The organism is Micromonospora sp. NPDC048909 (assembly GCF_040649635.1).
GTDB lineage: Bacteria > Actinomycetota > Actinomycetes > Mycobacteriales > Micromonosporaceae > Micromonospora.
Genome location: NZ_JBEZFU010000001.1, coordinates 903,451 through 927,415 on the forward strand (window position 1 = coordinate 903,451; position 23,965 = coordinate 927,415).

Annotated in this window: 25 protein-coding genes; 12 read left to right on the forward strand and 13 right to left on the reverse strand. The window is 73.4% G+C overall.

Annotated features, from left to right (window positions below):
• Window positions 1–21: 21 nt before the first annotated feature.
• The gene (locus AB0C04_RS04360; RefSeq protein WP_357048066.1) at window positions 22–525 is read right to left on the reverse strand and encodes a DUF4190 domain-containing protein; all 504 of its coding nucleotides are present in this window, start codon (window positions 523–525) and stop codon (window positions 22–24) included.
• 116 nt (window positions 526–641) lie between these two features.
• Here AB0C04_RS04360 and AB0C04_RS04365 point away from each other — a divergent pair, with 116 nt between their 5' ends.
• Window positions 642–1,556, forward strand: a complete 915-nt coding sequence (locus AB0C04_RS04365) for an SDR family NAD(P)-dependent oxidoreductase (protein ID WP_357048069.1) — start codon at window positions 642–644, stop codon at window positions 1,554–1,556.
• Between the two features lie 10 nt (window positions 1,557–1,566).
• Here the strand turns inward: AB0C04_RS04365 and AB0C04_RS04370 are convergent, their stop codons facing one another.
• Window positions 1,567–2,133, reverse strand: a complete 567-nt coding sequence (locus tag AB0C04_RS04370) for a DUF4190 domain-containing protein (protein WP_357048072.1) — start codon at window positions 2,131–2,133, stop codon at window positions 1,567–1,569.
• A 178-nt stretch (window positions 2,134–2,311) separates the two neighbouring features.
• On the opposite strand from AB0C04_RS04370, the gene AB0C04_RS04375 reads away from it, so the two are divergent.
• Complete coding sequence (locus AB0C04_RS04375) at window positions 2,312–3,508, forward strand: acyl-CoA dehydrogenase family protein (protein ID WP_357048075.1); 1,197 nt, start codon at window positions 2,312–2,314, stop codon at window positions 3,506–3,508.
• Between the two features lie 57 nt (window positions 3,509–3,565).
• On the opposite strand, the gene AB0C04_RS04380 is transcribed toward AB0C04_RS04375, so the two are convergent.
• Together AB0C04_RS04380 and AB0C04_RS04385 are read right to left on the reverse strand one after the other, a co-directional pair.
• Complete coding sequence (locus tag AB0C04_RS04380; RefSeq protein ID WP_357048078.1) at window positions 3,566–3,973, reverse strand: CoA-binding protein; 408 nt, start codon at window positions 3,971–3,973, stop codon at window positions 3,566–3,568.
• Window positions 3,974–4,071: 98 nt separating this feature from the next.
• A complete protein-coding gene (locus AB0C04_RS04385; RefSeq protein ID WP_357048081.1) occupies window positions 4,072–5,172 on the reverse strand; it encodes an Rv2578c family radical SAM protein in 1,101 nt (366 codons plus the stop codon).
• A 103-nt stretch (window positions 5,173–5,275) separates the two neighbouring features.
• Between AB0C04_RS04385 and AB0C04_RS04390 the strand changes: the two genes are divergently transcribed.
• Entirely contained in the window at window positions 5,276–5,656 is a 381-nt protein-coding gene (locus tag AB0C04_RS04390; protein ID WP_357048084.1) for a DUF393 domain-containing protein, read from the forward strand.
• A gap of 13 nt (window positions 5,657–5,669) precedes the next feature.
• Here AB0C04_RS04390 and AB0C04_RS04395 read toward each other — a convergent pair whose 3' ends face one another.
• The 6 genes from AB0C04_RS04395 to AB0C04_RS04420 all read right to left on the reverse strand — a co-directional run bounded on the left by AB0C04_RS04395 (window position 5,670) and on the right by AB0C04_RS04420 (window position 13,173).
• A complete protein-coding gene (locus tag AB0C04_RS04395; RefSeq protein ID WP_357048087.1) occupies window positions 5,670–6,365 on the reverse strand; it encodes a cellulose binding domain-containing protein in 696 nt (231 codons plus the stop codon).
• A 105-nt stretch (window positions 6,366–6,470) separates the two neighbouring features.
• Entirely contained in the window at window positions 6,471–6,851 is a 381-nt protein-coding gene (locus AB0C04_RS04400) for a DUF742 domain-containing protein (protein WP_357048090.1), read from the reverse strand.
• The gene (locus AB0C04_RS04405; RefSeq protein WP_350867592.1) at window positions 6,829–7,275 is read right to left on the reverse strand and encodes a roadblock/LC7 domain-containing protein; all 447 of its coding nucleotides are present in this window, start codon (window positions 7,273–7,275) and stop codon (window positions 6,829–6,831) included. Before AB0C04_RS04405 ends, AB0C04_RS04400 begins: the two co-directional genes overlap by 23 nt.
• Entirely contained in the window at window positions 7,272–9,281 is a 2,010-nt protein-coding gene (locus tag AB0C04_RS04410) for a nitrate- and nitrite sensing domain-containing protein (RefSeq protein ID WP_357048094.1), read from the reverse strand. The genes AB0C04_RS04405 and AB0C04_RS04410 overlap by 4 nt, the downstream gene beginning before the upstream one ends.
• A 41-nt stretch (window positions 9,282–9,322) precedes the next feature.
• Window positions 9,323–11,890, reverse strand: a complete 2,568-nt coding sequence (locus tag AB0C04_RS04415; protein WP_357048097.1) for a helix-turn-helix transcriptional regulator — start codon at window positions 11,888–11,890, stop codon at window positions 9,323–9,325.
• A gap of 5 nt (window positions 11,891–11,895) precedes the next feature.
• The gene (locus AB0C04_RS04420; protein WP_357048100.1) at window positions 11,896–13,173 is read right to left on the reverse strand and encodes an Hsp70 family protein; all 1,278 of its coding nucleotides are present in this window, start codon (window positions 13,171–13,173) and stop codon (window positions 11,896–11,898) included.
• 307 nt (window positions 13,174–13,480) lie between these two features.
• Between AB0C04_RS04420 and AB0C04_RS04425 the strand changes: the two genes are divergently transcribed.
• The 3 genes from AB0C04_RS04425 to AB0C04_RS04435 all read left to right on the forward strand — a co-directional run bounded on the left by AB0C04_RS04425 (window position 13,481) and on the right by AB0C04_RS04435 (window position 17,818).
• Window positions 13,481–14,374: an IniB N-terminal domain-containing protein gene (locus tag AB0C04_RS04425; protein WP_357048103.1), complete on the forward strand. Its 894-nt coding sequence runs from the start codon at window positions 13,481–13,483 to the stop codon at window positions 14,372–14,374.
• A 121-nt stretch (window positions 14,375–14,495) separates the two neighbouring features.
• On the forward strand, window positions 14,496–16,352 hold the full coding sequence (locus AB0C04_RS04430; protein WP_357048106.1) for a dynamin family protein: 1,857 nt from the start codon (window positions 14,496–14,498) through the stop codon (window positions 16,350–16,352).
• Window positions 16,349–17,818: a GTP-binding protein gene (locus AB0C04_RS04435; protein ID WP_357048109.1), complete on the forward strand. Its 1,470-nt coding sequence runs from the start codon at window positions 16,349–16,351 to the stop codon at window positions 17,816–17,818. The genes AB0C04_RS04430 and AB0C04_RS04435 overlap by 4 nt, the downstream gene beginning before the upstream one ends.
• Here AB0C04_RS04435 and AB0C04_RS04440 read toward each other — a convergent pair.
• The 3 genes from AB0C04_RS04440 to trxA form a co-directional block, all read right to left on the reverse strand.
• Window positions 17,729–18,643 carry an HTTM domain-containing protein gene (locus AB0C04_RS04440; RefSeq protein WP_357048112.1) on the reverse strand — a complete coding sequence of 305 codons (915 nt, stop codon included), beginning with the start codon at window positions 18,641–18,643 and terminating at the stop codon, window positions 17,729–17,731. The genes AB0C04_RS04435 and AB0C04_RS04440 overlap by 90 nt on opposite strands.
• The gene (locus tag AB0C04_RS04445) at window positions 18,640–19,080 is read right to left on the reverse strand and encodes a hypothetical protein (RefSeq protein WP_357048115.1); all 441 of its coding nucleotides are present in this window, start codon (window positions 19,078–19,080) and stop codon (window positions 18,640–18,642) included. The genes AB0C04_RS04440 and AB0C04_RS04445 overlap by 4 nt, the downstream gene beginning before the upstream one ends.
• Before the next feature lie 142 nt (window positions 19,081–19,222).
• Complete coding sequence (trxA, locus tag AB0C04_RS04450) at window positions 19,223–19,585, reverse strand: thioredoxin (protein ID WP_357048118.1); 363 nt, start codon at window positions 19,583–19,585, stop codon at window positions 19,223–19,225.
• 551 nt (window positions 19,586–20,136) lie between these two features.
• Between trxA and AB0C04_RS04455 the strand changes: the two genes are divergently transcribed.
• The 6 genes from AB0C04_RS04455 (at window position 20,137) to AB0C04_RS04480 (ending at window position 23,941) form a co-directional block, all read left to right on the forward strand.
• Window positions 20,137–20,652 carry a MaoC family dehydratase gene (locus AB0C04_RS04455; RefSeq protein WP_357048121.1) on the forward strand — a complete coding sequence of 172 codons (516 nt, stop codon included), beginning with the start codon at window positions 20,137–20,139 and terminating at the stop codon, window positions 20,650–20,652.
• Between the two features lie 81 nt (window positions 20,653–20,733).
• Window positions 20,734–21,264: a hypothetical protein gene (locus tag AB0C04_RS04460; protein WP_357048124.1), complete on the forward strand. Its 531-nt coding sequence runs from the start codon at window positions 20,734–20,736 to the stop codon at window positions 21,262–21,264.
• Between the two features lie 53 nt (window positions 21,265–21,317).
• Window positions 21,318–21,941 (forward strand): RNA methyltransferase, encoded by a 624-nt coding sequence (locus AB0C04_RS04465; protein WP_357048127.1) that lies wholly within the window; start codon window positions 21,318–21,320, stop codon window positions 21,939–21,941.
• A gap of 156 nt (window positions 21,942–22,097) precedes the next feature.
• Window positions 22,098–22,784, forward strand: a complete 687-nt coding sequence (locus AB0C04_RS04470; RefSeq protein ID WP_357048130.1) for a DUF6758 family protein — start codon at window positions 22,098–22,100, stop codon at window positions 22,782–22,784.
• A gap of 116 nt (window positions 22,785–22,900) precedes the next feature.
• Window positions 22,901–23,059 (forward strand): hypothetical protein, encoded by a 159-nt coding sequence (locus tag AB0C04_RS04475; RefSeq protein ID WP_007455302.1) that lies wholly within the window; start codon window positions 22,901–22,903, stop codon window positions 23,057–23,059.
• A gap of 6 nt (window positions 23,060–23,065) precedes the next feature.
• Window positions 23,066–23,941: a PH domain-containing protein gene (locus tag AB0C04_RS04480; protein WP_357048133.1), complete on the forward strand. Its 876-nt coding sequence runs from the start codon at window positions 23,066–23,068 to the stop codon at window positions 23,939–23,941.
• Window positions 23,942–23,965: the final 24 nt, after the last annotated feature.

The following is a 23,965-nucleotide window of genomic DNA, read 5'->3' on the forward strand; positions in this document are numbered from 1 at the left end:
CCGCCGACGGGCCGGGAACGGTCAGTAGCTGGTGTTGTCGCTCTGAGTGATGGCGAAGATGATCGCCGCCGCGTAGAAGAGGATCACCAGCACCAGCAGGGCGGTGAGGATCCAGCCGACGATGATGGCAGCCTTCGCCATCCCCTCGCCGCCCTCGCCGGTGACCCGGATCTGCTTCTGGGCCATGTGCCCGAGGATCGCGCCGATCGGCGCCGTGATGCACGAGGTCAACCCGATCAGGGAGAGCACCAGGGCCGCGATGGCCAGCCCGTTGGTCTTCTGCGGCGGGGCGTAGCCGTAGCCCGGATGACCGGGGGCCGGGTATCCCGGCAGGGCGTACGCCGTGGTGGGCACCGGCTGCTGCCCGGCGCCGTACGGGTCGACCGGGGCGTACGGATCGACCGGGCCGGGCTGGGTGGGCACCGGCTGGCCGCCGATCGGCAGCGTCGGGTCGGCCGGCGGGCCGGACTGCTGGCCCGACCACGCCGGATCGTTCCAGCCGCCGGACGGTGGGGGATAGGTCATGTGCTCTCTCCGTCGCATCGGGTGCGCCGTCAGGGTAGCCAGCACCGCGCAAACCCGATGCCCCTGCTACCGGGTGCCGCATTGCCCGGGCAGGCCCGAACGGGCAGGATCCAGGCATGGCAATCGACGCGCGCGCCGCGGACCGTTCCGGCAGCCGACCGAGGCGGGACGCCAGCCGCCCGGGCCTGGGCCGGCGCAACCGCGCGAGCGCACCGGCGGGTCAGCACGGCCAGGAGGGCCAGGACGGGCCCGCCGCCCTCCCCGAGCCGGTGACCATGCGGCTCGATGGCCGGGTCGCGCTCGTCACCGGGGCGGGCAGCGCGGACGGGATCGGCTACGCGACCGCGCGCCGGCTCGCCGACCTGGGTGCCCGGGTGGCGATCGTCTCGACCACCCGGCGGATCCACGAGCGGGCGAGCGAGCTGGGCGTCACCGGCTTCGTCGCCGACCTGACCGACGAGTCCGAGGTGGGCGCGCTGGCCGACGCGGTCGCCGACCAGCTCGGCGACGTCGAGGTGCTGGTCAACAACGCCGGCCTGGCCAGCCGGGCCAGCCCCGAGGTGCTCCGCCCGGTCGCCCAGCTCACCTACGACGAGTGGCGCGGCGAGATCGACCGCAACCTGACCACGGCGTTCCTGTGCAGCCGGGCGTTCATCGGCGGGATGGCCGAGCGCGGCTGGGGGCGGATCGTCAACCTGTCCGCCACCGCCGGCCCGGTCAACGCGCTGCCCACCGAGGCCGCGTACGCGGCGGCGAAGGCGGGCGTGATCGGCCTGACCAGGGCGCTGGCCATGGAGATGATCGCCGACGGCGTGACCGTGAACGCGGTCGCGCCGGGCACCATCTACACCGCGGCGTCCACCATGGCCGAGATCAAGCAGGGCCTCGGCACGCCGGTCGGCCGGCCGGGCACGCCCGACGAGGTGGCTGCGGCGATCGCGTTCCTCTGTTCGCCGGCCGCGTCCTACATCACCGGGCAGATGCTGGTGGTCGACGGGGGCAACAGCGTCCGCGAGGCCCAGTTCCGCTGACGCTGAGCGGTCAGTAGCCCCCGCTGTCGCCGCTGTAGCCGGTGAACGCCAGCAGGGCGATCCAGCCGCAGCAGGCCAGCAGCCCCAGCCCGGTGAAGACGTAGCCCAGGATCAGCCCCCAGGTGGCGAGCTGTTCGCCCTCCTCGCCGCTGGTGCGCAACTGCCGTTTCGCCAGGTGGCCGAGGACGGCGCCGGCGGGCGGGAAGACGAACGCGAAGACCAGCGACAGGATGGCGAGCACGTTGGTGCCGCGCCCGGGTCCGCCCGGCGGGGGACCGTACTGGCCGTAGGGCGTCTGCGGGGCGTACGACGGCTGCTGCCCCCACTGCGGGCCGGGCGGGTAGCCACTGGGCTGGCCGAACGGCGGCTGGTCCGGGGCGGGCGGCTGGTCGGCCGGCGGGCCGTACGGCGATCCCTCCGGCGGCGGCCCGTACGGCGATCCCTCCGGCGGCCGCCCGAACGGCGACCCGTCGGACGGCGGCGCGTAGGGCGAGCGCTCCGGCGGCGGCTCGTACGGCGACGGAGGCTGTTCGGGGCGGGACGGGTCGGACGGTTCGGACGGCGGCGGATTGGTCACGGTCTCCTCCTCTGCCGGCGCCGCCGGTCGGGGCCCTCTTGCCGGACGCTACCCGCAGCGGTGAACCTTTTCACAGCGGTTGTGGGGACTGGTCACCTTGGCCTCGCCGCCGTGGCGACCGATACTGACCCAGCGTTCAGTTACCCAGGAGTAATACGCCGATCCCCCGGAGGCTGAGATGGCTCGACTCGCCCAGACACCCGGCCTGACCGATGTGCAGCGGTCGATCCTGGAGACCGTCCGGGAGTTCGCCGACAAAGAGATCATTCCGCACGCGCAGCGGCTGGAGCATGCCGACGAGTACCCGACCGACATCCTCGACGGGATGCGCGAGATGGGCCTCTTCGGCCTCACCATCGACGAGGAGTACGGCGGGCTGGGCGAGTCCCTGCTGACCTACGCGCTGGTGGTCGAGCAGCTCTCCCGGGGCTGGATGTCGATCTCCGGCATCGTCAACACCCACTTCATCGTGGCGTACCTGATTTCTCAGCACGGCTCGGCCGAGCAGAAGAGCCGGCTGCTGCCGAAGATGGCCACCGGCGAGGTGCGCGGCGCGTTCTCCATGTCCGAGCCGGAGTGCGGCTCCGACGTCTCGGCGATCAAGTCGAAGGCGGTCCGCGACGGCGACAGCTACGTGCTCAACGGCCAGAAGATGTGGCTGACCAACGGCGCGTACTCCTCCGTGGTCGCCACCCTGGTCAAGACCGAGACCGGCGCCGACTCGGTGTACGGAAACATGAGCACCTTCCTGCTCGAGAAGGAGCCCGGCTTCGGTGAGACCGCCCCCGGCCTCACCATCCCCGGCAAGATCGACAAGATGGGCTACAAGGGCGTCGAGACCACCGAGATGGTGCTCGACGGGGTGACCGTCCCCCACTCCGCCGTCCTCGGCGGCGCGGAGCAGGTCGGCCGCGGCTTCTACCAGATGATGGACGGCATCGAGGTCGGCCGGGTCAACGTCGCCGCCCGCGCCTGCGGCATCTCGCTGCGCGCCTTCGAACTCGCCGTCGCGTACGCCCAGCAGCGCCGCACCTTCGGCCAGCCCCTCGCCAAGCACCAGGCCATCGCATTCAAGCTCGCCGAGATGGGTACGAAGATCGAGGCGGCGCACTCCCTGATGGTCAACGCCGCCCGGCTCAAGGACGCCGGCCAGCGCAACGACGTCGAGGCCGGGATGGCCAAGCTGCTCGCCTCCGAGTACTGCGCCGAGGTGGTGCAGGAGGCGTTCCGCATCCACGGCGGCTACGGCTACTCCAAGGAGTACGAGATCGAGCGGCTGATGCGGGAGGCGCCGTTCCTGCTGATCGGCGAGGGCACCTCGGAGATCCAGAAGACCATCATCTCCCGCGGCCTGCTCAAGGAGTACAAGCTCTGACCGCCGCCTGAGCGACCGCCGGGCGTGGGCCTACCGGGCCCGGCGTTTTCGCCGTCGTCAGCCCAGGCGGGTCAGGCCGGCCGCGGCCCGTTCCACGATCAGGCAGCGGTCCTCGACGTAGTCGATGCCCGCCTCCTCGGCGATCCGCCGCGCCTCGGGCGAGACGATACCGAGCTGCAACCACACCGCCGGTGCGCCGATCGCCACCGCCTGGCGGACCACCTCGACCGCGTCCGCGGCCGGGCGGAAGACGTCCACCAGATCGACCGGGTGCGGGATGTCGGCCAGCGACCGGTAGACCGGCTCACCGAAGAGCTCGTCGGCGGTCGGGTTGACCGGGATGATCCGCCAGCCGTACCGCTGCATCTGCGACGGCACGGTGTGCGCGGGCTTGAGCGGGTCGCGGGACGCGCCGACGACGGCGATCACGGCGGAGTCGGCGAGGATCTGCTGAGCGGTACGCACCTGGCGACTGTAACTCCGCTGCGGCGCTCCCGACCGCGCGGGCGGGCGACGGAGACGCTGTCGGGGCTGGGCGGCGTGAGTGCGCCGACCCGGTTCGGTCAGAGCAGGGACAGCTGCTCGGCGGCCGGGGGCGGCGGCGATTTGGTCAGGCGGCGATGCCCACCGCGCTCACCGGGCCCACCACCCTGGCCGGACTCACCGGGCTCCGCGTGCTCGGCGGGTTCGCTGCGGTAAAGGCCGTGCCGGCGGGCCGCGATCCGCACCCGTGCGGTCAGCTCGCGCTGGTAGGCCTGCGGGGCGTAGGCGCCGGCGCGGTAGAGCTCGCGATAGCGCGGGACCAGGTGCGGGAACTCCCGGGCCAGCCAGTGCGCGTACCACTCGCGAGCGCCGGGGCGCAGGTGCAGGGCGATCGGGGTCACGCTGGTCGCGCCGGCCGCCGCGATCGCCGCCACGGTGGCGTCGATCGACTCGTCGCTGTCGCTCAGCCCGGGCAGGATCGGCGCCATCAGCACGCCGACGGAGAGCCCCGCGTCGCTCAGCGCCCGGACGGCGTCCAACCGCCGGCGCGGGCTCGGGGTGCCCGGCTCGACGGCGCGCCAGAGCCGCTCGTCGACGAAGCCCACCGAGTAGGAGACGCCGACCCGGGTGACCTCGGCGGCCTGGCGCAGCAGCGGCAGGTCGCGCAGGACCAGCGTGCCCTTGGTGAGGATCGAGAACGGGTTGGCGAAGTCGCGCAGCGCCGCGATGATCTGCGGCATGAGCTGGTAGCGCCCCTCGGCCCGCTGGTAGCAGTCGACGTTGGTGCCCATCGCGACGTGCGCGCCCCGCCAGCGCGGCGCGGCCAGCTCGCGGCGGACCAGCTCGCCCGCGTTGACCTTGACGATCACCTTGCTGTCGAAGTCCGCCCCGGCATCGAGGTCGAGATAAGTGTGAGTATTCCTCGCGTAGCAATACACACACGCATGGCTGCAGCCACGGTAGGGGTTGATCGTCCACTCGAACGGGACGCGGGAGGTGCCCGGCACCCGGTTGATGATCGACTTGGCCCGCACCTCGTAGAAGGTCATCCCCGCGAAGGCGGGGGTGTCGAAGGTGCGGACGGTTGCGCCGGGCAGCGCCAGCGGCAGGGGTGGCGTCGCTGGCGCTGCCCGCTCGGGAACTCCCTCGACCGGGGGAGCGGTGAGGTTGTCCCAGCGCATGGCCACTATTCGAACACGCGTACGAGCACGCCGCAAGCGAACGCGCCGGTGTTCCTCCCCACCTCGTCGATGCCGCGCCGACCCTCGGGTGGAGGATGGAGGCATGGAGAGGTCGACGTTCGTCTACGACGGGGACTGCGCGTTCTGCACCCGCTGCGCCGAGTTCATCGAGCGGCGCATCCCCACCTCCGCCCGGGTGGTGCCGTGGCAGTTCGCCGACCTGGCCGCCCTGGGGCTGACCGAGGTCGAGTGCGAGCAGGCCGTGCAGTGGGTGGGCGTCGACGGCGTACGCGCCGCCGGGCCGGACGCCATCGCCCGGCTGCTGGGCGACAGCGGGCCGTTCTGGCGGGTGGCCGGGGCCGGCCTGCGGTTCCCGCCGGTACGCGCCGCCGCCTGGCCCGCGTACCGCTGGGTGGCCCGCAACCGGCACCGGTTGCCCGGCGGCACCGCGGCCTGTGCGGTGCCGGCCGCGCGGCGGGACTGACCCCCGCCGCGGCTCAGTCCGGCAGACCGGCGCAGGCCGCGCCGTCGATGGTGCACGCGGTGGGTGCGGCGCTGATCGGAGCGCCGGCCACCCGGAACGTCACCCGGGTCGAGCCGCGCCCCGGCACCTGGCCGGCGGCGCCGTCCGGCACGAAGATCCACTTCGCGCCGTCGCGGCTGGCTCGGGCGCCGCTCACCGCGGTGACGTCGAGCGACTCGCGGGGCAGCGTGACCACCAGCGTCCACTTCGGCGCCGGGGCGGGGCCCGGGTTCTGGATGGTCACCGTGGCGCCGTAGCTGAGCAGCGCGCTCTCCCCGATGGCGAAGTCGGCCCGCAGCGGTACGGCCGCCGGGGCGGATGTGGTTGCCGGGCCGGCGGTGGTGGGCGGCGCAGCGGAGGTCGGGGTCGCGGTGGCGGACGGCCGGGTGGGCGACGGACGGGCGGACGCCGGCGGCAGAGCCTCCGCGCCGGGTGTGCCCGGCTCGGGGACGTTCGGCACGTAGGGATTCGGTGGCGGGTCGAGGGCCACCGGGGCCAGCCGTTCCGGGGTCCGCAGAACCAGGACTACGGGGACCGCCGTGGCCACCAGCACCGCCAGCGAGGCGAGGATGGCGATCTGGGCGAACCGGGACCCCTCACCCCGCCCGGTGACCGCGTACCGGATGGCGTTCGCGACGTCCATGATCCGGTCGAGCAGGATGATCGCCACGGTCCGTCGTGGTTGCGGCGGTGATGCCGGCACTACCTCGTACCCCTTTCAGATTTTCCACCAGTAGCCGCCGTGGCGGCACCGGCATCGCGGTCGGCCAGCGGCTCACAGCGCGCGTAGCCCGGCGAGCAACTCCCTGAGCAGGTCCTCGGACGGCAGTTCGGAGAGGGTCGGCGGCTCGTGCGTCTCGATGAGACCGGCGGCGAGCAAGTCGCCGAGGAGCACCCGGACGGTGCCCACCGGAAGGTCCAGATCAGCGCCGATCTCGGCCACCGAGAGCGGTCGCCGGCACATCTCGACGATCGCCGCCTGTTCCGGAAAGAGCTGCGCGGTCGGCGGCGCCGGGCCCCGGGAGACGACCAGCGTGATCAGGTCGAACCGACCCTTGTCGGGCGCGCTACGCCCGCCCGTCATGGTGTACGGGCGGACCACCGGCCCGGCGTCGTCGTCGTACCACGCCTCCTCACCGCCCCCGGTCGGCTGCACCGATCTCCCCGCCCGTCACTGTCGAAGCCGGTTCGAGATACACCGGCAGGTGCCGCTCGGCCTGGCCCACGAAGAGCGCCACCTCGTACGCCATGTCGCCGACCTCGGCGTCGCCACCGATCCGGACGGTCAGGATCGCGCCGTTGCGGGTGGTGGCGACGAAGAGGAACGCCCGTGCCATCTGTACCACGACCTGGCGCAGCGCGCCGCCGACGCAGACCCGGGTGGCCGCCGTGCCGAGCGCCTCCATGCCGGCGACCAGGCTGGAGAGCTGGTTCGCCAGCCGGTCGTCGACCTCGCGGCTGGCCCCGAGCAGCAGCCCGTCCGGCGAGAGCACCACCGCGAACTCGGCCCCGTGCACCCGATCGACCAGATCGTTCAGGGCGTCCGTCAGGCTGTCGGCAGTGACCACTGATTGCGTCATGAGCGTCCTCTCGCTGCTCTGGAGACCGGTATCTCGACCGTGTCGGAGCCGGCCGTTCCCGGCCCGGGCCGCACCGGCCCGGGGTGTCGGCTCCGCACCGGCAGGTCGCCGGCTCCGGATCCGGCTGGTGACCGCGTCGGCGGTACGGGCTGGGGGCCGGCCGGCCCGGTCGCCGCCCCGTCGGGCCCAACCGGCGTGACCAGGGTGGCCGGGAGCAGGACGACCGCTGCCGTTCCGCCGCGGGGACCGGGGTGCAGCGAGACCCTGGCACCGCAGCGGGCGGCGAGCAGGGCAGCAGCGTACAGCCCGTTGCGGCCGGCGGGTGGCCCCGTCGGGGGCGGTTCGGCCAGCAGGTGGTTCGCCGCGGCGAGGGCGGCCGCGTCGAGGCCCGGCCCGTCATCGGTGACCACCAGGGCGCGGCCTTCCGGGCGGTCCTCGCCGGCCAGCCGCACGGTGGTGCTGGCCGGCGAGAACGCCAGCGCGTTCTCGACCAGCTCGGCGAGCAGGTGGGTGACGTCGGTGACCGCGGGGCCGGCGAGCGACCCCGGCCAGTGCGGGGCGACCAGCACCCGCTGGTAGTCGGCGACCTCGGCGACCGCGCCGCGCGCCACGTCCAGCAGCGGCACCGGCCGGCGCCAGCGCCGGGCCGGCCGCGCGCCGGCGAGGCTGACCAGTTTCTCGACGTTGCGCCGGAGCCGGGTGGCGAGGTGGTCGAGCCGGAACAGGTCGGCGGTCTCCTCCGCGCTGTGCTCGCGCCGCTCCATCGTGTCGAGCAGGGTGAGCTGCTCGCGCAGGAGCGCCTGGTTGCGCTGGGTGAGGCGGAGGAACAGCTCCCGGGTGGCCGCCGCCGAGGTGCGCTCGTCCCGCCCGGGTCCGGCGTCCGTCATGGCCTGCGGCGCTGCCACCACCGCGGCCGGCGACACCGGGCGGGTGCCGCGCTCCGGTCCGGCGTCTTCCCACTGGTGGGGGTGGAGCGCGGGGTCCGGACCGGCGGCCGGTGGGGTCGCGGCGGGGCGGCCGGGCTCGCCGGTCAGCCGGCGGACGGTGCGGGCGCCGGCGACCAGCGCGGCGAGCACCGCGATGAGTCCGAGCCCCAGCACCGCGCCGGTGCGGGCGACCACCAGGGCGGCGCCGGGCGTGGCCCGCTCGACGCTGCCCAGGGCCGCGGACCGGACCAGGTCGTGCAGCCCGGCCAGGGCGGGATCGGCGGCGGCCTGCCACTCCTCCGCGGTCAGCGGGGGTGGGCCGTCGTCGGCCCGCAGCAGCCGGTCCTCCTGCGAGAGCAGTACCGAGAACCGGGGGCCCTCCAGCAGGGCCCGGTAGCCGTTCCGGTCCGCCGTCGGCAGTCCGGCCACCGCCTCGGCGCCGGCGTACCGCTGGTTGCTGACCAGTTCGGTGAGCCGCCGCCGGTCGTCGGCGCTGATCCGGCCGCTGGTCAGGACGGCGGTGAGCAGGGTGTCCTCGCGGGCGAGCAGTTCCCGGGAGCGGGCGAGCGCGACGACCGCACGGGTCTCCGCGGCCAGCGCGCTCTCCCGCGCGCCCCACTCGGGGCCGTAGATCGCGAAAGCGCTGTCGATCAGCCGGTCGTAGCCGGCGATCGACTCGGCCCGGCCGGCGTCCACCTCGCCCCGCAGGCCGGCCAGCCCGTCGAGCTGGCGGAGCAGCTCGTCGGCCCGGTCGCGTACCGCACCGGCGGTGAGCAGCCGGAGGTCGCTGCCGGTGGCGGTGTCGCGCAGCGCGGCCGCGGCCCGGTCGGTGTCCTCGCGGACGCGGGCCAGCGTGGTGCGCGCCCGGGGGGCGCCGGCGACGGTTCCGGCGCTGAGTCGCCGCTCGGTCTGCAGGCCCAGGATCAGCCGGTCGGTGGGCTGGCCGAGCGTCTCCGCCAGGGCGCGGATCCGAAGCAGGTCGGCCGCGTCCCGCCCGGTCAGGAACGCGGCGTACGACCAGAGCGCGATCAGCACGACCGCCACGGCGAGGAGCTGCCGCCGGATTCCGTTCGGGTTCATCGTGGTCCCACCTCCGCTCACCGGGCCGCTCCCGTCCGCGCTCATCGGGCCGACCGTTCGGGCCAGGGCTGCCCGGCGGCGACGCCGGACCGGTCGGCCACGATGGTGCGCAGCAGGGCCAGCAGCTCGGCCCGGTTGGCGCAGTTGAGTCGGGAGCGCATCCGCGCCACGTGGTGTTCGACGGTCTTCGCCGAGATGAAGAGCCGGTCGCCGATCTCCCGGTAGGTCAGCCCGGCCAGCACCAGCTCGGCCACCTCCCGTTCCCGGTCGCTGAGGCGCTGCCCGGCCGGGGTGGTGAGAGCGTCCGCGACCTGCCCTTCGGTGCCGGCGGGTCGCTGCTCGCCCTTGGTCCCGGCCGATCGGCCCTGCAGCGTCCGGGCGCAGTCCAGCAGGGCGGTCATCGCCCGCCGGTCGGAGGTCCGGATCGCGGCCTGCCCGGCGAGGCGGGCACCGTCCCAGCAGAGCCCCGCGTCGTGCAGCCCGCGGGCGGCAGTCTCCACCCGGGTCGCGTCGATTACGCCGCGCAGCACGTCGACCCAGCTGGTGGCGGCCGCGGCGACCACGGTCGCGTAGCGGCTGTGCGGTGCCGCGGCGGTCAGCGCGGCCACGTGGTCGTCGGCGACGGCGGGCTCCTCGGTGAGGATGGCGGCGTGCAGGCCGCTCCAGTGCAGTGGCGCGCTCCACAGTGGTGGATCGCCGAGTCGGGCCAACAGTGATCGGGCTTCGCGCAGGTACGGCGCCAGCCGGTCCAGGTCGCCGAGTCGCGCGCCGGCGATGGCCAGTTCGCCGAGCGGCAGCAGGGTGAAGAGGTCCACCGGGTGCCGGACCAGCGCCTCCAGCGCGTGCCCCCAGCCGCGCTGGAGCGCGCCGAGGTCACTGTTGCGTCGGGCGATGGCCAGCTCCAGGGCGGTGGCGAAGAGCAGGTCGCGCGATTCGAGCGGTCGGCCGCCGGCGGTGACCGTGCCGAGGCGTTCGGTCGCGACGACCGTCTGTCCCCGGACCATCAGGATCCACGCTTGCAGCAGCCGGTGCCGGCGGGCCATCAGCGGGCCGCCGATGCCGCTGGCCAGCGCCCGGTCGAGCACCCGGTCGGCGATGTCGAGCTCGCCGCAGTGCACCGCGGTCAGCGCGGCGAGCGCGGCCGGGCTGTCCGGCAGCAGCACCGCCCGGCCGTCCGGCTCCAGCAGGGCTGTCGCCTGCACCAGGGTGGAGAGCGCGGCGGTGGGTACGCCGTCGACGCTGTCCCGGACCCCGGCGGCCATCAGCCGGGCGGCGCTGGCGTGCAGGGTGGGCGGTCCGTCCCGGTCGTCGCCGGGGGCGGCCGTCGATCCGGTCGGATCGCCGCTGGCCAGCGCGCCGACGGTGGCGAACGCGGCGGCCGGGGCGGCGCCCGACCACCGGTACAGCTCCACGCTCCGGCTGACCTGGCCGCGGTGCGCGAGAGCCGTCGCGGCGACCACCGCGGCCTCGGCCCGGTCGGTCGGTGCGGCTGAGGCGAGCAGTCGGTCGGCGAGCCGGAGCGCGGCGTCGAGGTCCCCGGCGAGCGCGGCGGCGACCGCCTGCCGCGCGCCGACCGGGCGTCCGGCGGCAGCGGCGGCGGCGAAGAGTTCCGCCGCGAGGGCCGGTTCGGTGGTGAGCGCCTCCTCGGCGGCTGCCTCCAGCGTTCCGCCCGGGCAGTCGCCGGCCACCCCGGCCGCGAACAGGGCGCGGACCAGCGGCAGCACCGGGCCGCCCCGGGCCAGCTGCACCTCGCTGAGCCGGCGCCAGACCGCGGTGCGTTCGGTGGCCGGGCTGAGGGCGGTCACCGCCCGCCGGACCAGCGGCGCGAGCCGGCCGTCCGCGCCGAGCAGGCCCGCCGCCCGGGTCGCCGCGACGATGCCGTCCACCTCGGCCGGCTCGCGGCCGAGCAGCGTGCCGAGCAGCTCCACCGGCAGCGGTACGCCGGCGGCGACGGCCAGCAGCAGCCGCCGGACGTCGGGCGCGAGATCGTCCAGGTCCGGCCCGAACTCGAGGACGGCCTGCCGGGGTGGTTCGGCCGGTACGCCGGGGCCGAGTTCCCGCCCGCGCAGCCCGCGGACCAGGCGCTCGACGTCGCGGGGCACGCCGGCGGTCTGGCCGTGCACGAAGTCGACGAGTTCGGCGCGCCGGCCGAGTTCGGGCGCGGTGGCGAGGTAGGCGGCGGTCTGGTCGCGGGCGAACGGGGTGAGCAGGACGACCTGCCCGTCCCGCCGCAGCGTGTCGGCCAGCTCGACCAGCGCGCCCGGCCGCGGCCACGGCCGGTAGCCGACGGCCAGCCGGTGCCGCCGCCCGGCCGCGAGGCGGCGCAGGGCGCGGAGCCGACCGTCGTCGAGCAGATGGGCGTCGTCGACCAGCAGCACGGTGTCGGGGTCGATCTCCTCGGGCAGCTCCGGGACGTCCTCCCGAGCGGTGACCCCGGCCCGGCGGTAGACCCGGGCCAGTTCCTGGAGGTACGCGCTGCGGCCGTGCCCTCCCGGGCCGGTCACGGCCAACGCCAGCGGCGCCGCCGGATCCGTGGCCACCGCGTCGAGCAGGGCCTTCGGTGCGCGGTCCAGCACCAGTCCGCCGCCGGCGGCAGTGCTCATGATCATGGTGGTCATCCTTCGCGTCCCCGGGTCCGGGCCAGCGCCAGCCGGGACGGCCTCGGCAGATCCAGCGGGGCGATCCGGACCGGGGGACGGGGTGGGGGTTCACTGTGGACAGCCGGGCGGCCGTGGTCGGGGCGGCGCGGCGAGGGGATGGCCGGTGCGGCGTCCCGGCGGGCCTCGGCGGTGGGGCGGGGGGTCCGGTCCGGTTCGGCCGGTCGCGGGCGGGGCGACACCACCTGGCAGGCGGCCAGCGCGGCGCCGGTGGCGGCGGTCAGCTGGGGGTCGGGTTCCACCTCGACCGGCACCGGAAAGGCGGCGGCGAGCAGTTCGCCGACCAGCGGAATGCGGGTGGAGCCGCCGGTCAGCAGGACGGCGTCGAGTTCGGCGGGCCGCAGCCCGGCGGAGTTCACCGTCCGGAGCAGCAGGTCCACGGTGGCCTGCACGGCCGGGCGGATCATCTCCTCGAACTGCACCCTGCTCACCGGTACCCGGGCCGGCCCGGCGGGCAGGTTCAGCAGCACGTCGGTCCCGGTGTCGACGGTCAGCGCGCGTTTGGCCCGGTCGCACTCGGGCCGCAGGGCGCGCAGGGTGGCGTGCGTCTCCCGGCGGCCGGCGGCGGCGAGTTCCCGGGCGAGCACGGTGCGGACGTGCTCGGCCAGCGCCTCGTCGAAGTCGGCGCCGCCGATCCAGTCCAGCCCCTGGGGGAAGCCGAAGGTCTCGTACCGGCCGCGCGCGTTGCGCCGGACCAAGGCCGCCTCGAAGCTGTTGCCGCCCAGGGCGTAGACCGCGGCGGCGCTGCCGGCGAAGCCCCGTGCCGCATGGCTCTCGGCGACCGTGACGGTACGCGGCAGCAGCGTCACGTGGGACAGTCCCAGCTCCCAGAGCGCGGCGTGCAGCAGGTCCCGCCGGTGCCGTCCCCACCCTGCGGGGTGGCTGAGCACGACCGCCTCGGCGGGCGCGCCCTCCCGGTCGTGGACCCGTTCGACCACCCAGGTGGCCAGCACGGCGGTCAGCATCTGTGGCGGGCACGCCTCGCCGGCGAGCAGCAGCGGCACGTCGTCGCCGACCCGGTGCACGAAGCCACGCGCGGTACGGCTGCCGTCGTCGGTGCCCGACTCGCCGACCACGAGAGTCCCGTCCTCGCCCAGGTGCAGCACGGACGGCACGGTCGTCGAGGCGGCGTCCAGCGCCACCACCTCGGGGCGGGCCCAGCTGGCCCCCCGTCGCCGGGCCACGGTGGCCACGGTGGTGGTGCTCCCGATGTCTATCCCCAGGACGTACGGCATCCGCCTATTTCTTCCTTCACCACGAGTCGGCCGGTCGAGGGCCGCGGGTATCCCACCCCGTGTACGGCCCACCCCCGGCGAATCCCCGTGGGCTCCTACGTTCGTACCAGAGATCTCTCCTGCATCGAGACCCTAAATCTGACCGGCCCGGTTCCCCCAGTCCCCCTAACGTACGAGGGGGTCGACGCCCTAATCGAGCGGGGCGGGTTGCGGGATCATCCCCGATGCCCGGTGCCGGTCCGTGCCCATAGCGTCGCTTCCGACGAGCGGCGGTCGACGACGCCCACATCCGAGGAGAAACCGGCACATGGACCAGACCCTGCACGACTTCGTGCTCAACCTGCTCACCGACGCCGACGCCCGGTCGGCCTTCGACCTCGACCCGGAGGGCGCGCTGCAGGCCGCGGGGCTCACCGACATCACCGCCGCCGACGTGCAGGACGTGGTTCCGCTGGTGGTCGACTACGCCCCGGTGAACGGGCTCGCGCCGGTGGCCCCGGTGGTCGGCCAGCTCGGCGCGGACCCGCTGGTGACCGACGCGACCGACGTCGTCGGCCAGTTGCAGAGCGTGGCGCAGCAGATCACCATCAGCAGCAGCTACTCCGGTGTGGACGTCAAGGCCGGTGTGCTCGGCGCCATCGCCGTCGACCCGACGGCGGTCGCCGCGGGCGCGATGGTGCTGCCCGGGATCGGCCTCGGCGTCGGGCCCGGTGGCCTCGCCACCGACCTGACCGGGGTGCACGACGTCGCGAACACCCTCGACGCCGACGTGGTGGGCGCGGTGGACACCGTGGCGGACCCGGTGATCGGGGATGTCACCAGCACGGTCGGCAGCCCGGAGACGGTGCTCGACTCGACCGACCACGGCCTGCTGGGTACGCCGGACGGTCTGCTCGGCGGCACCCTCTCGGGCACCACGGGCCAGGTCGGCGGCCTGGTCGACTCGCTCGGCGTCGACGACACCCTGGGCGGGCTGGGCCTCACCGGCGGCGACAGCGGCGGGGTCGGGCCGGTCGACGTGCCGTCCACGGTGGGCGGCGTGACGCATCAGGTGGATGGCGTTCTCTCCGGCGTCACCGGCACGGTGGGCAGCGTGACCGGTGGCGTCACCGACGGGGTGACCGGCGACGCCGGGGTCCACGGGGACGGTTCCGCGTCTCACGGCGGCGGGCTGCTGGGCATCACCGACGGTCTGCTCTGACCGACGCCCGGTCGGAGCAGGGAAAGGCCGGGTCGCCCGTTGTGGCGGCCCGGCCACTCCCCGTTTCCAGGATCCTCACCCTCTTGATAATTGATCCGAAACCAGCACACTTGGTGCGGTGATGGCGGGGATCTGGCTGGACGTGCTCGACGGGATCGCCCGCACGTGCCGGGAACACGGGCGCGGCGACCTGCTGCAGGCGGTCCGGCACAAGCGTGCCCAACTGCTCGACCCGACCCTGCGCGTGCTGGTCGTGGGCGAGCCCAACCAGGGCAAGAGCCAGCTGGTCAACGCGATCGTCAACGCACCGGTCTGCCCGGTCGGCGACGGTCGCACCACGGTGCTGCCGACGGTGGTGCAGCATGCCGAGGAACCCGCGGTGGCGGTGGTCCAGGCGCCCCCGGCGACCCCCGATCGGACCGGCGGCGGCGCCCTCCCCGGTGCGGTCGAGCGGACCCCAGTGCCACTGGACCGGATCGCGGCCGGCGTGGCCGGGACGCTCGGCCGCCGGCCGGGCGGCGGGCCGGCGTACGTCGAGATCGGACTGCCACGCGCGCTGCTCGCCGGCGGACTCGTGCTGGTGGACACTCCCGGCAGCGACGAGGTGGCCGCGCTCGGTGGCGCCGGCCCGGTCGCCGGCCTGAGCCGGGCGGACGCCGTGCTGGTGGTCTCCGACTCGACCCGGGAACTCTCGGTGGCCGAGCTGAACCTGCTGTTGCACGTCACCCGGTCGCACCCGAACGTGGTGGTGGTGCAGACCAAGATCGACCTCGTGCCGGACTGGCGGGTGGTCGCCGAGCGCAACCGGCGGCACCTGGCCGAGGCGGGCGTGCCGGCGGCGCTGATCCCGGTGTCGGCGGCGCTGCGGTTGCGTGCGGCCACCGTCGACGACCGCGGGCTCAACGCCGAGTCGGGCTTCCCGGCGCTGATCGGCCGGCTCCAGCGGGACCTGGCCGGCAAGGCCGACGTGCTGGCCCGGGCCGCGGTCGGCCTGACCGCCCGGACGGTGGTGGAACAGCTGGCCGCGCCGCTGCGCGCCGAGCTGGAGAGCCAGCGGGCCGAGGAGCAGTCCGGGCCGATGTCCCGGCTGCACGCGGCCCAGCGCGAGGTGGACGAGCTGCGCCGGTGCTCCACACGCTGGCAGAACGCGCTCAACGACGAGATGGCCGACCTGCTCTCCGACATCGAGTACGACCTGCGTGACCGCACCCGGCAGATCCTGCGGATGGTCGACGAGGCCTTCGACACCGCCGACCCGCTGGTCGCCTGGGAGACCTTCCAGGAGTGGTTGAGCCGCAGCCTGGTCGAGGCGGCGGAGGCCAACCACGAGTGGCTGGCGCAGCGCTGCGACCACGCCGCCCGGCGGGTGGCCGGCAACTTCGCCCGATACGGCTACGACGTGCTGCCGCCCTGGTCGATGACGGTGCCGGAGGATCTGGTCGATCGGCTGCCGGAGATCGAGCGGCCGAGCATCGACCGGTTCACCGCCACCCAGAAGGTGATCACCGGCATGAAGGGGTCGTACGGGGGCCTGCTGATGTTCGGCCTGGCGCTGACGCTGGCCGGTATGCCGATGATCAATCCGGTCTCGATCGGCGCCGGCGCGCTCTTCGGTGGCAAGAGCATCCGGGACGAGAGCCGCCAGCTGCTCCGCCGGCGGCAGGCGACGGTGAAGACGGCGATCCAGCGGCACGTCGACGACTTCTTCGTCCGGATGACCAAGGACTGCCGGGACGCCGCCCGCCAGGTGCAGCGGATGCTGCGGGACCACTTCACCGCGCTCACCGACGAGTTGCAGGAGGCCATCGTCCAGTCGCTGCGGAGCGCCAAGCAGGCCGCCGACACCGACGCGGCTGTGCGTGACCAGCGTCAGCGCGAGATCAAGCTGAAGATGACCCGGTTGGCGGCGCTCTACGAACAGGCCCAGCAGTTGACCGGGGCCCGGCCGGCGCCGGCCCCGCTGGAGCCCCGGTCATGACCGTCGGCCTGCGCCTGGACGAGGCGGTGTGGGGGCTGCTGCACCAGGCGTTGCAGCTCTATCGGGACGATCCCCGGGCCACCGGTCACCTGCGTCGTCAGCTGGCCCGGCTGGAGCAGCCGCTGCGGGTCGCCATCGCCGGCCCGTGGCGCGCCGGCAAGTCGACGCTGCTGAACGCGCTGATGGGCGAGGAGGTTGCCCCGGTCGTCGGGGCCGACGGCAGTGCCGTGTTCACCTGGTACGAGGACGGCCCGCAACCGCGGGCGACCGGATACTCGGCCAGCCATCCGCCGCAGGAGCTGGCGATGGCCAAGTCGGCGACCGGGATGCGGGTCGACCTGGTCGGCTGGCGGGCCGGCGAACTGCGCGACATCGTGGTCCGCTGGCCTACCCGGGCGCTGCGGCAGGTGACCCTGATCGACACGCCGGCGGTCGGTCAGCCCGGCGAGCACGGCCGCTCACCGGTGATGGACCGGGTGCTGCGCGAGGCGGACGCGGTGCTCTACCTGACCCGGGACGGGCGCGGCAGCGACCTGCGGGTGCTGGAGTCCGGCCGGGAGAGCGCGGTCGGGCAGGCCGCCCCGGTGAACGTGATCATGCTGCTCTCCCGGGCCGACGAGACCGGCGGGGGCAAGATCGATGCGCTGCTCACCGCGCGGCAGCTCGCCCGACGGCACTACCGAGACCCGCGGGTGAACGCGCTCAGTGTCGCGGTGGTGCCGTGCAGCGGGTTGATCGGGCTGGCCGGTCGGGTGCTCAGTGAGTCCGACTTCGCCGCCCTCGCCCAGCTGGCCACGGTGCCCCGCCCGGAGTTGGAGGCGTACCTGCTCTCCGCCGACCGCTTCCTGCGCGGCGCGTTGCCGGTGCCGCTGGACGCGGAGCTACGCGCCGGCCTGCTGGACCGGCTCGGCCTGTTCGGCGTCCGGTTGGCCGCCACGCTGGTGCGGACCGGTTGCGACAGCCGGGCCACCCTCTCCGCCGAACTGATCCGCCGTAGCGGCCTGGCCGAGCTGCGCGAGTCGGTGACCCGCTTCTTCGTCGACCGGCGGGACACGCTCAAGTCGCGCTCGGCCCTGGCGGCGGTCGAGGCGCTGGCCCGGGCCGAGCCCGGCCCGGGCACCGCGGAGCTGCTCAGCACCGTGGAACAGATCCTCGCCGGCGCGCACGAGTTCCAGGAGCTGCGCATGCTGGCGGCGCTACGGGACGCGCGGCTCGGCTTCGACGCCGAGATCGCCGCGGAGGCGCGGCGGCTGGTGGGTGGCGACGGCGTCGGGCTGGCCGTCCGGCTCGGTGTCGAGCACGACGCCAGTGTGCAGCGGCTCTGGGAGGTCGCCGCCGACGCGCAGTGGCGCTGGCGGGACCGGGCCGAGGACCCGCTACTCCGGTTGGCCCAGCGGCGCGGGGCGCAGGTGGTGGTCCGCAGTTGTGAGGGAATGCTCGCCGAGTTGGCCGACGGGGGCCGGTGAGCCGCGGCGGCGGAGCCGGCGCAGCCACTCGACCGGGCGAACCCGCTCCAGCGGCAGGAAGCTGGTCATCGCGGCCAGGTGTGGGGCGAACGAGATGGTGATGGTCGCCATGGTGACCGCGTGGAACGAGTAGAAGAAGCCGACCATGGCATGCCGCCACCGCTCGGGCAGCAGGAAGACCAGTGGGCTGGCCAGCTCGAACGCGACGATTCCGAACTGGGCGACGATCAGCAGGTAGGGCACCTGGGCGATCAGGTCGGCGAACTCGGTGCCGCGCCGGATGATCGCCCGGGCCAGCACCGAACCGGTCAGCCAGTCCAGGCCGCCGAAACGCAGCTTCGCCCAGGCGGCCAGGAAGTAGGTGCAGACCACGGCGATCTGGGTGACCCGCAGCGCCCAACCGCCGGCCTCGCTCCGGGTCGCGTCGCCGTGGCGGGCGCGTCCGGCAGTGGGGAGCACGGCCAGCGCGACGAGCAGGCCGAAGCGGTCGTGGTCGACCTTGCCGTAGCTCATCGCGATGATCATCCACTCGAGGTACAGCGCGCAGACCGACCAACCGAGGAGCCGAGGCGCCCGCCCGGTCGCGGCGAGCAGCGAGAGCAGCAGCAGCGCCCAGAAGATCACCGCCACCAGGGCCGGGGTCGGTGTCGGCAGCGGCAGCGAGCGGCCGATCAGCAGTGGCTGGTAGAGATCGCCGGGCACGCTCACCCGGGTGCGTACCCACGGGGTGAAGACCACCAGGTCGGCGGCGACGAAGAGGTAGATCAGGGTCCGGAAGGCGGCGATCCGGCCGCGCGGGACCGGCTCGGTCAACCAGCGGCTCATCGCGGAGCCTGCCAGCGGACCACCGTCTCGTCGGTGTGCCGGCCGGTGGGGCGGCCGCCCTCGATGCCGAACCAGCGGATCACGATGCGGACCTCGACCAGCTCGGGGGCGGCCGGGTGCCGCTCGGCGTACGCGTCGGCGACCTCGGCGAGGAGCGCGGGCTCGGCGGCGTACCGGCCCTGCTGGCCCTCGATCTCGGCTCGGCGGATGCCGGTCGCGTCCTGACCGAGACTCACCACCGCACCGGTGGCGTCCACCCCCTCGACCCGGGTGTCCGGGGCCGGCGCGTTCGGCGGGTTGGAGGTGGCGTACATCCGGAAGGGGCCGAACGGGAAGTCGTCGTCGCTGCCCCAGACCGTGCCGGCGAGCAGCACGGCGAGACCGAGCGCGGTGACGCCGAGCCGGGCGGCCCGTCCGCGGGTTGTCAACGTTTCCATCGGATCGTGACGATACGGGAAACATCGCAAGGCCCGGGTCCCTCTGACGGCCATACCTGACCTGCCTGCGCGGGCTCGGCCGACACGACGACGGCCGGGCCCCGATCGGGGCCCGGCCGTCAACGCCGTACGGGTAGCCGGCTCAGTGCTTGTGCTCGGCCAGCTGCTTGCGGACGTCATCCATGTCGAGCGCCTCGACCTGCTCGATCAGGTTCTCCAGCGCCGACTCGGGCAGGGCGCCGGGCTGCGCGAAGACGATGACGCCGTCCCGGATCGCCATGATGGTCGGGATGGACCGGATGTCGAACTTGGCGCCCAGCTCCTGCTGCGCCTCGGTGTCGACCTTGCCGAAGACGATGCCCGGGTGCTTCTCCGAGGAGCGCTCGTAGACCGGGGCGAACCGCTTACACGGACCACACCAGTCGGCCCAGAAGTCCACCAGCACGATGCCGTCGTTGCCGGTCACCTCGTCGAAGTTCGCCGTGGTCAGCTCAACGGTAGCCATTGCACTCTCTCCGATCACCGCGGATTACCTACGTCCCGTAGAACCAGGGCTGACTGTGTCGCATTCCCACGCATGGGCAGGGCAAACCTGTGACGTAGCGAGCACTCGGCCACGACGAGTCATCGACCCGTGTCTGTCCGGGCCTGCCCTGCCGAACGCAAATGCACGTCGCACTTGCGTGACAAGCCGTGATGGGAGCGTTTCCAACATGATCCACTGCATTGACCGGAACGAATTGGTGACCTGCCACCTGACATGGGGCTATCCGGCCTGCAAAGATCGCTCACCCGGCCGCCGGCCGTGACTCAGCGTAGTGTTACAAAAGTATAAATGTGACCTCTGTCTCTGTCGGTGCCGGACAGGCGTACGGCAGAATCTTTCTCATCAGAGCGTGGGCGGCGGGTGCCGGGGAGGGCCCCGCCGCTCATTGCGTCTCCCCCCAGATGTGGCCGGTGTGACTTTTCCGCGCGGCCCGCGCCCCGGGGATCGCCTTAACCCTCGATAAGGCATGCTGTGCCGAACTCCATCGCCGCCCGTCGAAGGGGACCAGGATGCAGTTCGGCCGCTACTACGAGGAGTTCGAGGTCGGCGCGGTCTACCGGCACTGGCCGGGCAAGACCGTCACCGAGTACGACGACCACCTCTTCTGCCTGCTCACCATGAACCACCATCCGCTGCACATGGACGCCCACTACGCGGAGTCCGCCAGCCAGTTCAAGCGCAACGTGGTGGTCGGCAACTACATCTACTCCCTGCTGCTGGGCATGTCCGTGCCCGACGTGAGCGGCAAGGCGATCGCCAACCTCGAGGTCGAGTCGCTCCGGCACGTCGCACCCACCTTCCACGGCGACACCATCTACGGCGAGACCACCGTGCTGGACAAGCGGGAGTCGAACTCCAAGCCGGACCGGGGCGTGGTGTCGGTGGAGACCCGCGGCTACAACCAGGACGGCACGATGGTCTGCGTCTTCCGCCGCCGGGTCATGGTCCCGAAGCGGGAGTACGCGGCCAGCACGGTTCCCGAGGGAGTCGACCCGGAGCGGCCGAGCTTTCCCGAGCCGCGCTGAGCGCCGGCCCCCGGACAGCGTCCAGCCCTCTTCCCGCCGTGTTCCGGTGGGAAGGGGGCTCTTTTCGCGATCCGGGGCAATATGCTGGCGCCGGAGGTCCCCATGAGCCACTCCGTCGCAGGAGAGCCGCCCTCTGCCGGCCCCCGCGCCGCACCGCTGACCACCGCCGGCTACTCCGCCGACGAGTGGGATCTGCTCACCAACCTGCCCGGCCGGGTGATCGTCGCCGCCACCGCGTCCGGTCCCGGTCGACCTCCGCGGGGGGTCAGCGACGGACTCGCCGGCCTGGACGCGGTGGCCGCCGGCCGATCCTTCGACAGCGATCTGATCCGCGCGGTGGTCTCCGCGATCTACGCCCGGCACGACGGCGCCACGACCTCCGGCGACCGGGCCACCGACCTGGTGGACCTGCTCGCGGCCTGTCGGGCGGTGGTACGGGTGCTCGACCGGCGGGCCGACCCGGCCGACTCGGCGGCGTACCGCCAGTGGGTGCAGTCGGTCGCGGCACGGGTCTGCCGTGCCGTGCCGGCGGGAGCCGCGCGGATCGCCGTCACGGCCCCGGCCGACCGGCGCTTCCTCGACCGGCTGGGTGACGCCCTCGGGCTGCGATGACCGGCCGATGCCTGCGCGGACGACCCCGCCAGGTGCCGTAACCTCTGCTGACCGTGACCGGTGAGCAGCTCGATGTCGGCGTGGGCCCCTGGCCGGGAGACCTGCCGGACGACCCGCGGTACGACCCCGACCTGCTCGCCGAGGGGGACCGGCGCAACGTGGTCGACCGCTACCGCTACTGGCGGCGCGAGGAGGTCGTCGCCGACCTGGACCGGCGCCGCCACGACTTCCATGTGGCGATCGAGAACTGGCAGCACGACCTCAACATCGGCACGGTGGTGCGCAACGCGAACGCCTTCCTCGCCGCCGAGGTCCACATCGTGGGCCGGCGACGGTGGAACCGGCGCGGCGCCATGGTGACCGACCGCTACCAGCACGTGCGACACCACGAGACGATCGAGGAGTTCGTCACCTGGGCAGCCGCTCATGAGCTGCCGATCGTCGGCATCGACAACCTGCCCGGCTCCCGCCCGCTGGAGACCACCACCCTGCCGCGACGCTGCGTACTGCTCTTCGGTCAGGAGGGGCCGGGCCTGTCAGCGCCGGCCCGGGCCGCCTGCGACCAACTCTTCTCCATCGCCCAGTACGGCTCGACCCGCTCGATCAACGCCGGGGTGGCCAGCGGCATCGCCATGCACGCCTGGATCCGGGCGTACGCCGGCCCGCCGCCGGACTGATCCGGGGGAGGACCACACCGGCCACCTGCCGCCGTTCGAGGGGTGGCCCGTGTTCGGGCAGGGGTGCGCGCCGATTCCTCGCCATTCGCGACGGAAACGGCTGCTCCGCTTGACGGCCCCGCCCGACGGGGTGACGGTGGGGATGTGAGTGTCGCGGTGAGTTGTCCCAGATGCGGAAGTCAGGTCCGGTCACCGGACCTCATGCACACCGAGTCGAGGTGTGTGCGGTGCGGGCCGGTGTCACCGCTGCACGTGCCCGAACACATCGGAGCCGAGATCGTGGCGAGCGTGGTGGAACGGATCACCGCCGGCGCCGAGCCACCACATCGGCCGGCCGCGCCACTCTGGTGCCCGTGGCCGCTGCCGCCGGGCTGGACGATGACCGGGGTGGCGTACGCCGGGGACGACCGCACCGGCGTACGGGCCACCGCGGTGGCCTGCGCCGGCCCCGAGCCGCTCGGCGGCGGCCCGGCCGACCTGGTCTTCGTCGCCGAGGAGCCGGGCGTCGGCCTGGGTACCCGGCTCGCGGGCATGGCCGGGCCGGATCCCGGTCCGCAGCTCGCCGAGGCGTTGACCGACCCGGGCCCGGGCCACCCCGAGCACGTCGGCCAGGCGCGGATCCGGGTGGCCGGGCACCCTACTCCACTGTGGTTGGTCCATTCACCGACGGATCGAAGCGCGTACGCCGGCGAGGCTCGGGGAATGTGGCTGCATGCGATAGCCTGGCCGGCGAGTGCGGGTCACCTGCTCGCGGAGGACGTCGTGTTGCACGACCTGACCGAGTGGACTCCACCCGAACTCGTGTACGGCGCACCATCTCCGTACCTGCACGGTAGGGCTTGACAACCCTCCCGGAATGACGGAGAACGGACGCAGATATTCACTGTACGACACCACACTGATACTCTGGGTGCCGCTGCGGTAATGGGACCCGGCGCCGCGCGAGAGGATGGCCCGCCATGGTCAAGAAGGTCCTCACCTGGGCCGGTATCGCATTCTTGATCTTCTTCGTCGCCTACCGGCCAAACTCTGCGGCGGATGTGTTCAAGTCGCTCGGCGGCGGGATCATGGACATCGCCCAGGGGTTCGGCGACTTCTTCACCAGCCTCGTCGCCTGACCCCCGATGGGCAGCCCCTCCGGTCCACCCTTCGACCCGGACGACCCTGACCGGGAGCGCCGGGAACGCGACACGGAGCCGATCCCCCGGGTTCCCCCGGACGAGGGGCCCGGCTACGGCGCCGGTCCAGGCCTCTCCGACGGTCCGTCCCTTTCGGACGACGTCGGCTTCGGCGACGGTCCCGGCTACGCGGGTGAGGGCCGCTCCGGCCGGTCCTGGATCCGCGACCCGGAGGCCGGCTACCAGGCCCCGGCGATCTCCGAGGACGAGCTGGCCGGTCTGCGCGCCGACGCGGCCGGCAACGCGCCCCGGCGGGTGCTGCCGCTGGAGGACGAACCCAGCTCCCTGGTCGCCCGCTACCTCTTCCCGACCGAGCGCTACCGGGGCGAGTGGAAGCGGCACTGGATCCACCTCGCCACGCCGATCCTCATCGGGATCGCCGCGACCTTCGTGCTCGGCTACCTCTCCGGCTTCCTCGCCGGGCAGGACGTCGGTGCGCTCACCACCATCGCCGTGCTGCTCTGGTTCGCGGTGATGGGCTGGGTGGCGTGGAAGGTCGCCGACTGGTGGTATGACCGGTTCATCCTGACCAACAAGCGGGTGATGGTGGTCAACGGCATCATCACCCGCCGGGTGGCGATGATGCCGCTGGTCCGGGTCACCGACATGAAGTACGAGCAGACGCCGAGCGGCCGGGCGCTCAACTACGGCACCTTCGTGCTGGAGTCCGCCGGCCAGGAGCAGGCGCTGCGCGAGATCAAGAACCTGCCCAACCCGAACGAGCTCTACCTGCGAGTGGTCGAAGAGATGTACGAGCCGCAGGCGGTCGAGGCGCGGCTGGGCAAGGAAGCCGACGAGGCCAAGGCCGACGACGGCGCGTGACCGAATCTGTCCGAACATCGGAGG

Excerpts from the sequence above, each read along its gene's own strand:
- AB0C04_RS04425 (WP_357048103.1), top strand. The coding sequence starts at position 13,481 with ATGGACCAGACCCTGCACGACTTCGTGCTCAACCTGCTCACCGACGCC.
- AB0C04_RS04375 (WP_357048075.1), top strand. The coding sequence starts at position 2,312 with ATGGCTCGACTCGCCCAGACACCCGGCCTGACCGATGTGCAGCGGTCG.
- AB0C04_RS04445 (WP_357048115.1), bottom strand. The coding sequence starts at position 19,080 with ATGGAAACGTTGACAACCCGCGGACGGGCCGCCCGGCTCGGCGTCACC.
- AB0C04_RS04455 (WP_357048121.1), top strand. The coding sequence starts at position 20,137 with ATGCAGTTCGGCCGCTACTACGAGGAGTTCGAGGTCGGCGCGGTCTAC.
- AB0C04_RS04410 (WP_357048094.1), bottom strand. The coding sequence starts at position 9,281 with ATGAACCCGAACGGAATCCGGCGGCAGCTCCTCGCCGTGGCGGTCGTG.
- AB0C04_RS04460 (WP_357048124.1), top strand. The coding sequence starts at position 20,734 with ATGCTGGCGCCGGAGGTCCCCATGAGCCACTCCGTCGCAGGAGAGCCG.
- AB0C04_RS04415 (WP_357048097.1), bottom strand. The coding sequence starts at position 11,890 with ATGATCATGAGCACTGCCGCCGGCGGCGGACTGGTGCTGGACCGCGCA.
- AB0C04_RS04480 (WP_357048133.1), top strand. The coding sequence starts at position 23,066 with ATGGGCAGCCCCTCCGGTCCACCCTTCGACCCGGACGACCCTGACCGG.
- AB0C04_RS04475 (WP_007455302.1), top strand. The coding sequence starts at position 22,901 with ATGGTCAAGAAGGTCCTCACCTGGGCCGGTATCGCATTCTTGATCTTC.
- AB0C04_RS04435 (WP_357048109.1), top strand. The coding sequence starts at position 16,349 with ATGACCGTCGGCCTGCGCCTGGACGAGGCGGTGTGGGGGCTGCTGCAC.
- trxA (WP_357048118.1), bottom strand. The coding sequence starts at position 19,585 with ATGGCTACCGTTGAGCTGACCACGGCGAACTTCGACGAGGTGACCGGC.
- AB0C04_RS04420 (WP_357048100.1), bottom strand. The coding sequence starts at position 13,173 with ATGCCGTACGTCCTGGGGATAGACATCGGGAGCACCACCACCGTGGCC.
- AB0C04_RS04385 (WP_357048081.1), bottom strand. The coding sequence starts at position 5,172 with ATGCGCTGGGACAACCTCACCGCTCCCCCGGTCGAGGGAGTTCCCGAG.
- AB0C04_RS04360 (WP_357048066.1), bottom strand. The coding sequence starts at position 525 with ATGACCTATCCCCCACCGTCCGGCGGCTGGAACGATCCGGCGTGGTCG.
- AB0C04_RS04365 (WP_357048069.1), top strand. The coding sequence starts at position 642 with ATGGCAATCGACGCGCGCGCCGCGGACCGTTCCGGCAGCCGACCGAGG.
- AB0C04_RS04430 (WP_357048106.1), top strand. The coding sequence starts at position 14,496 with ATGGCGGGGATCTGGCTGGACGTGCTCGACGGGATCGCCCGCACGTGC.
- AB0C04_RS04405 (WP_350867592.1), bottom strand. The coding sequence starts at position 7,275 with ATGACGCAATCAGTGGTCACTGCCGACAGCCTGACGGACGCCCTGAAC.
- AB0C04_RS04390 (WP_357048084.1), top strand. The coding sequence starts at position 5,276 with ATGGAGAGGTCGACGTTCGTCTACGACGGGGACTGCGCGTTCTGCACC.
- AB0C04_RS04440 (WP_357048112.1), bottom strand. The coding sequence starts at position 18,643 with ATGAGCCGCTGGTTGACCGAGCCGGTCCCGCGCGGCCGGATCGCCGCC.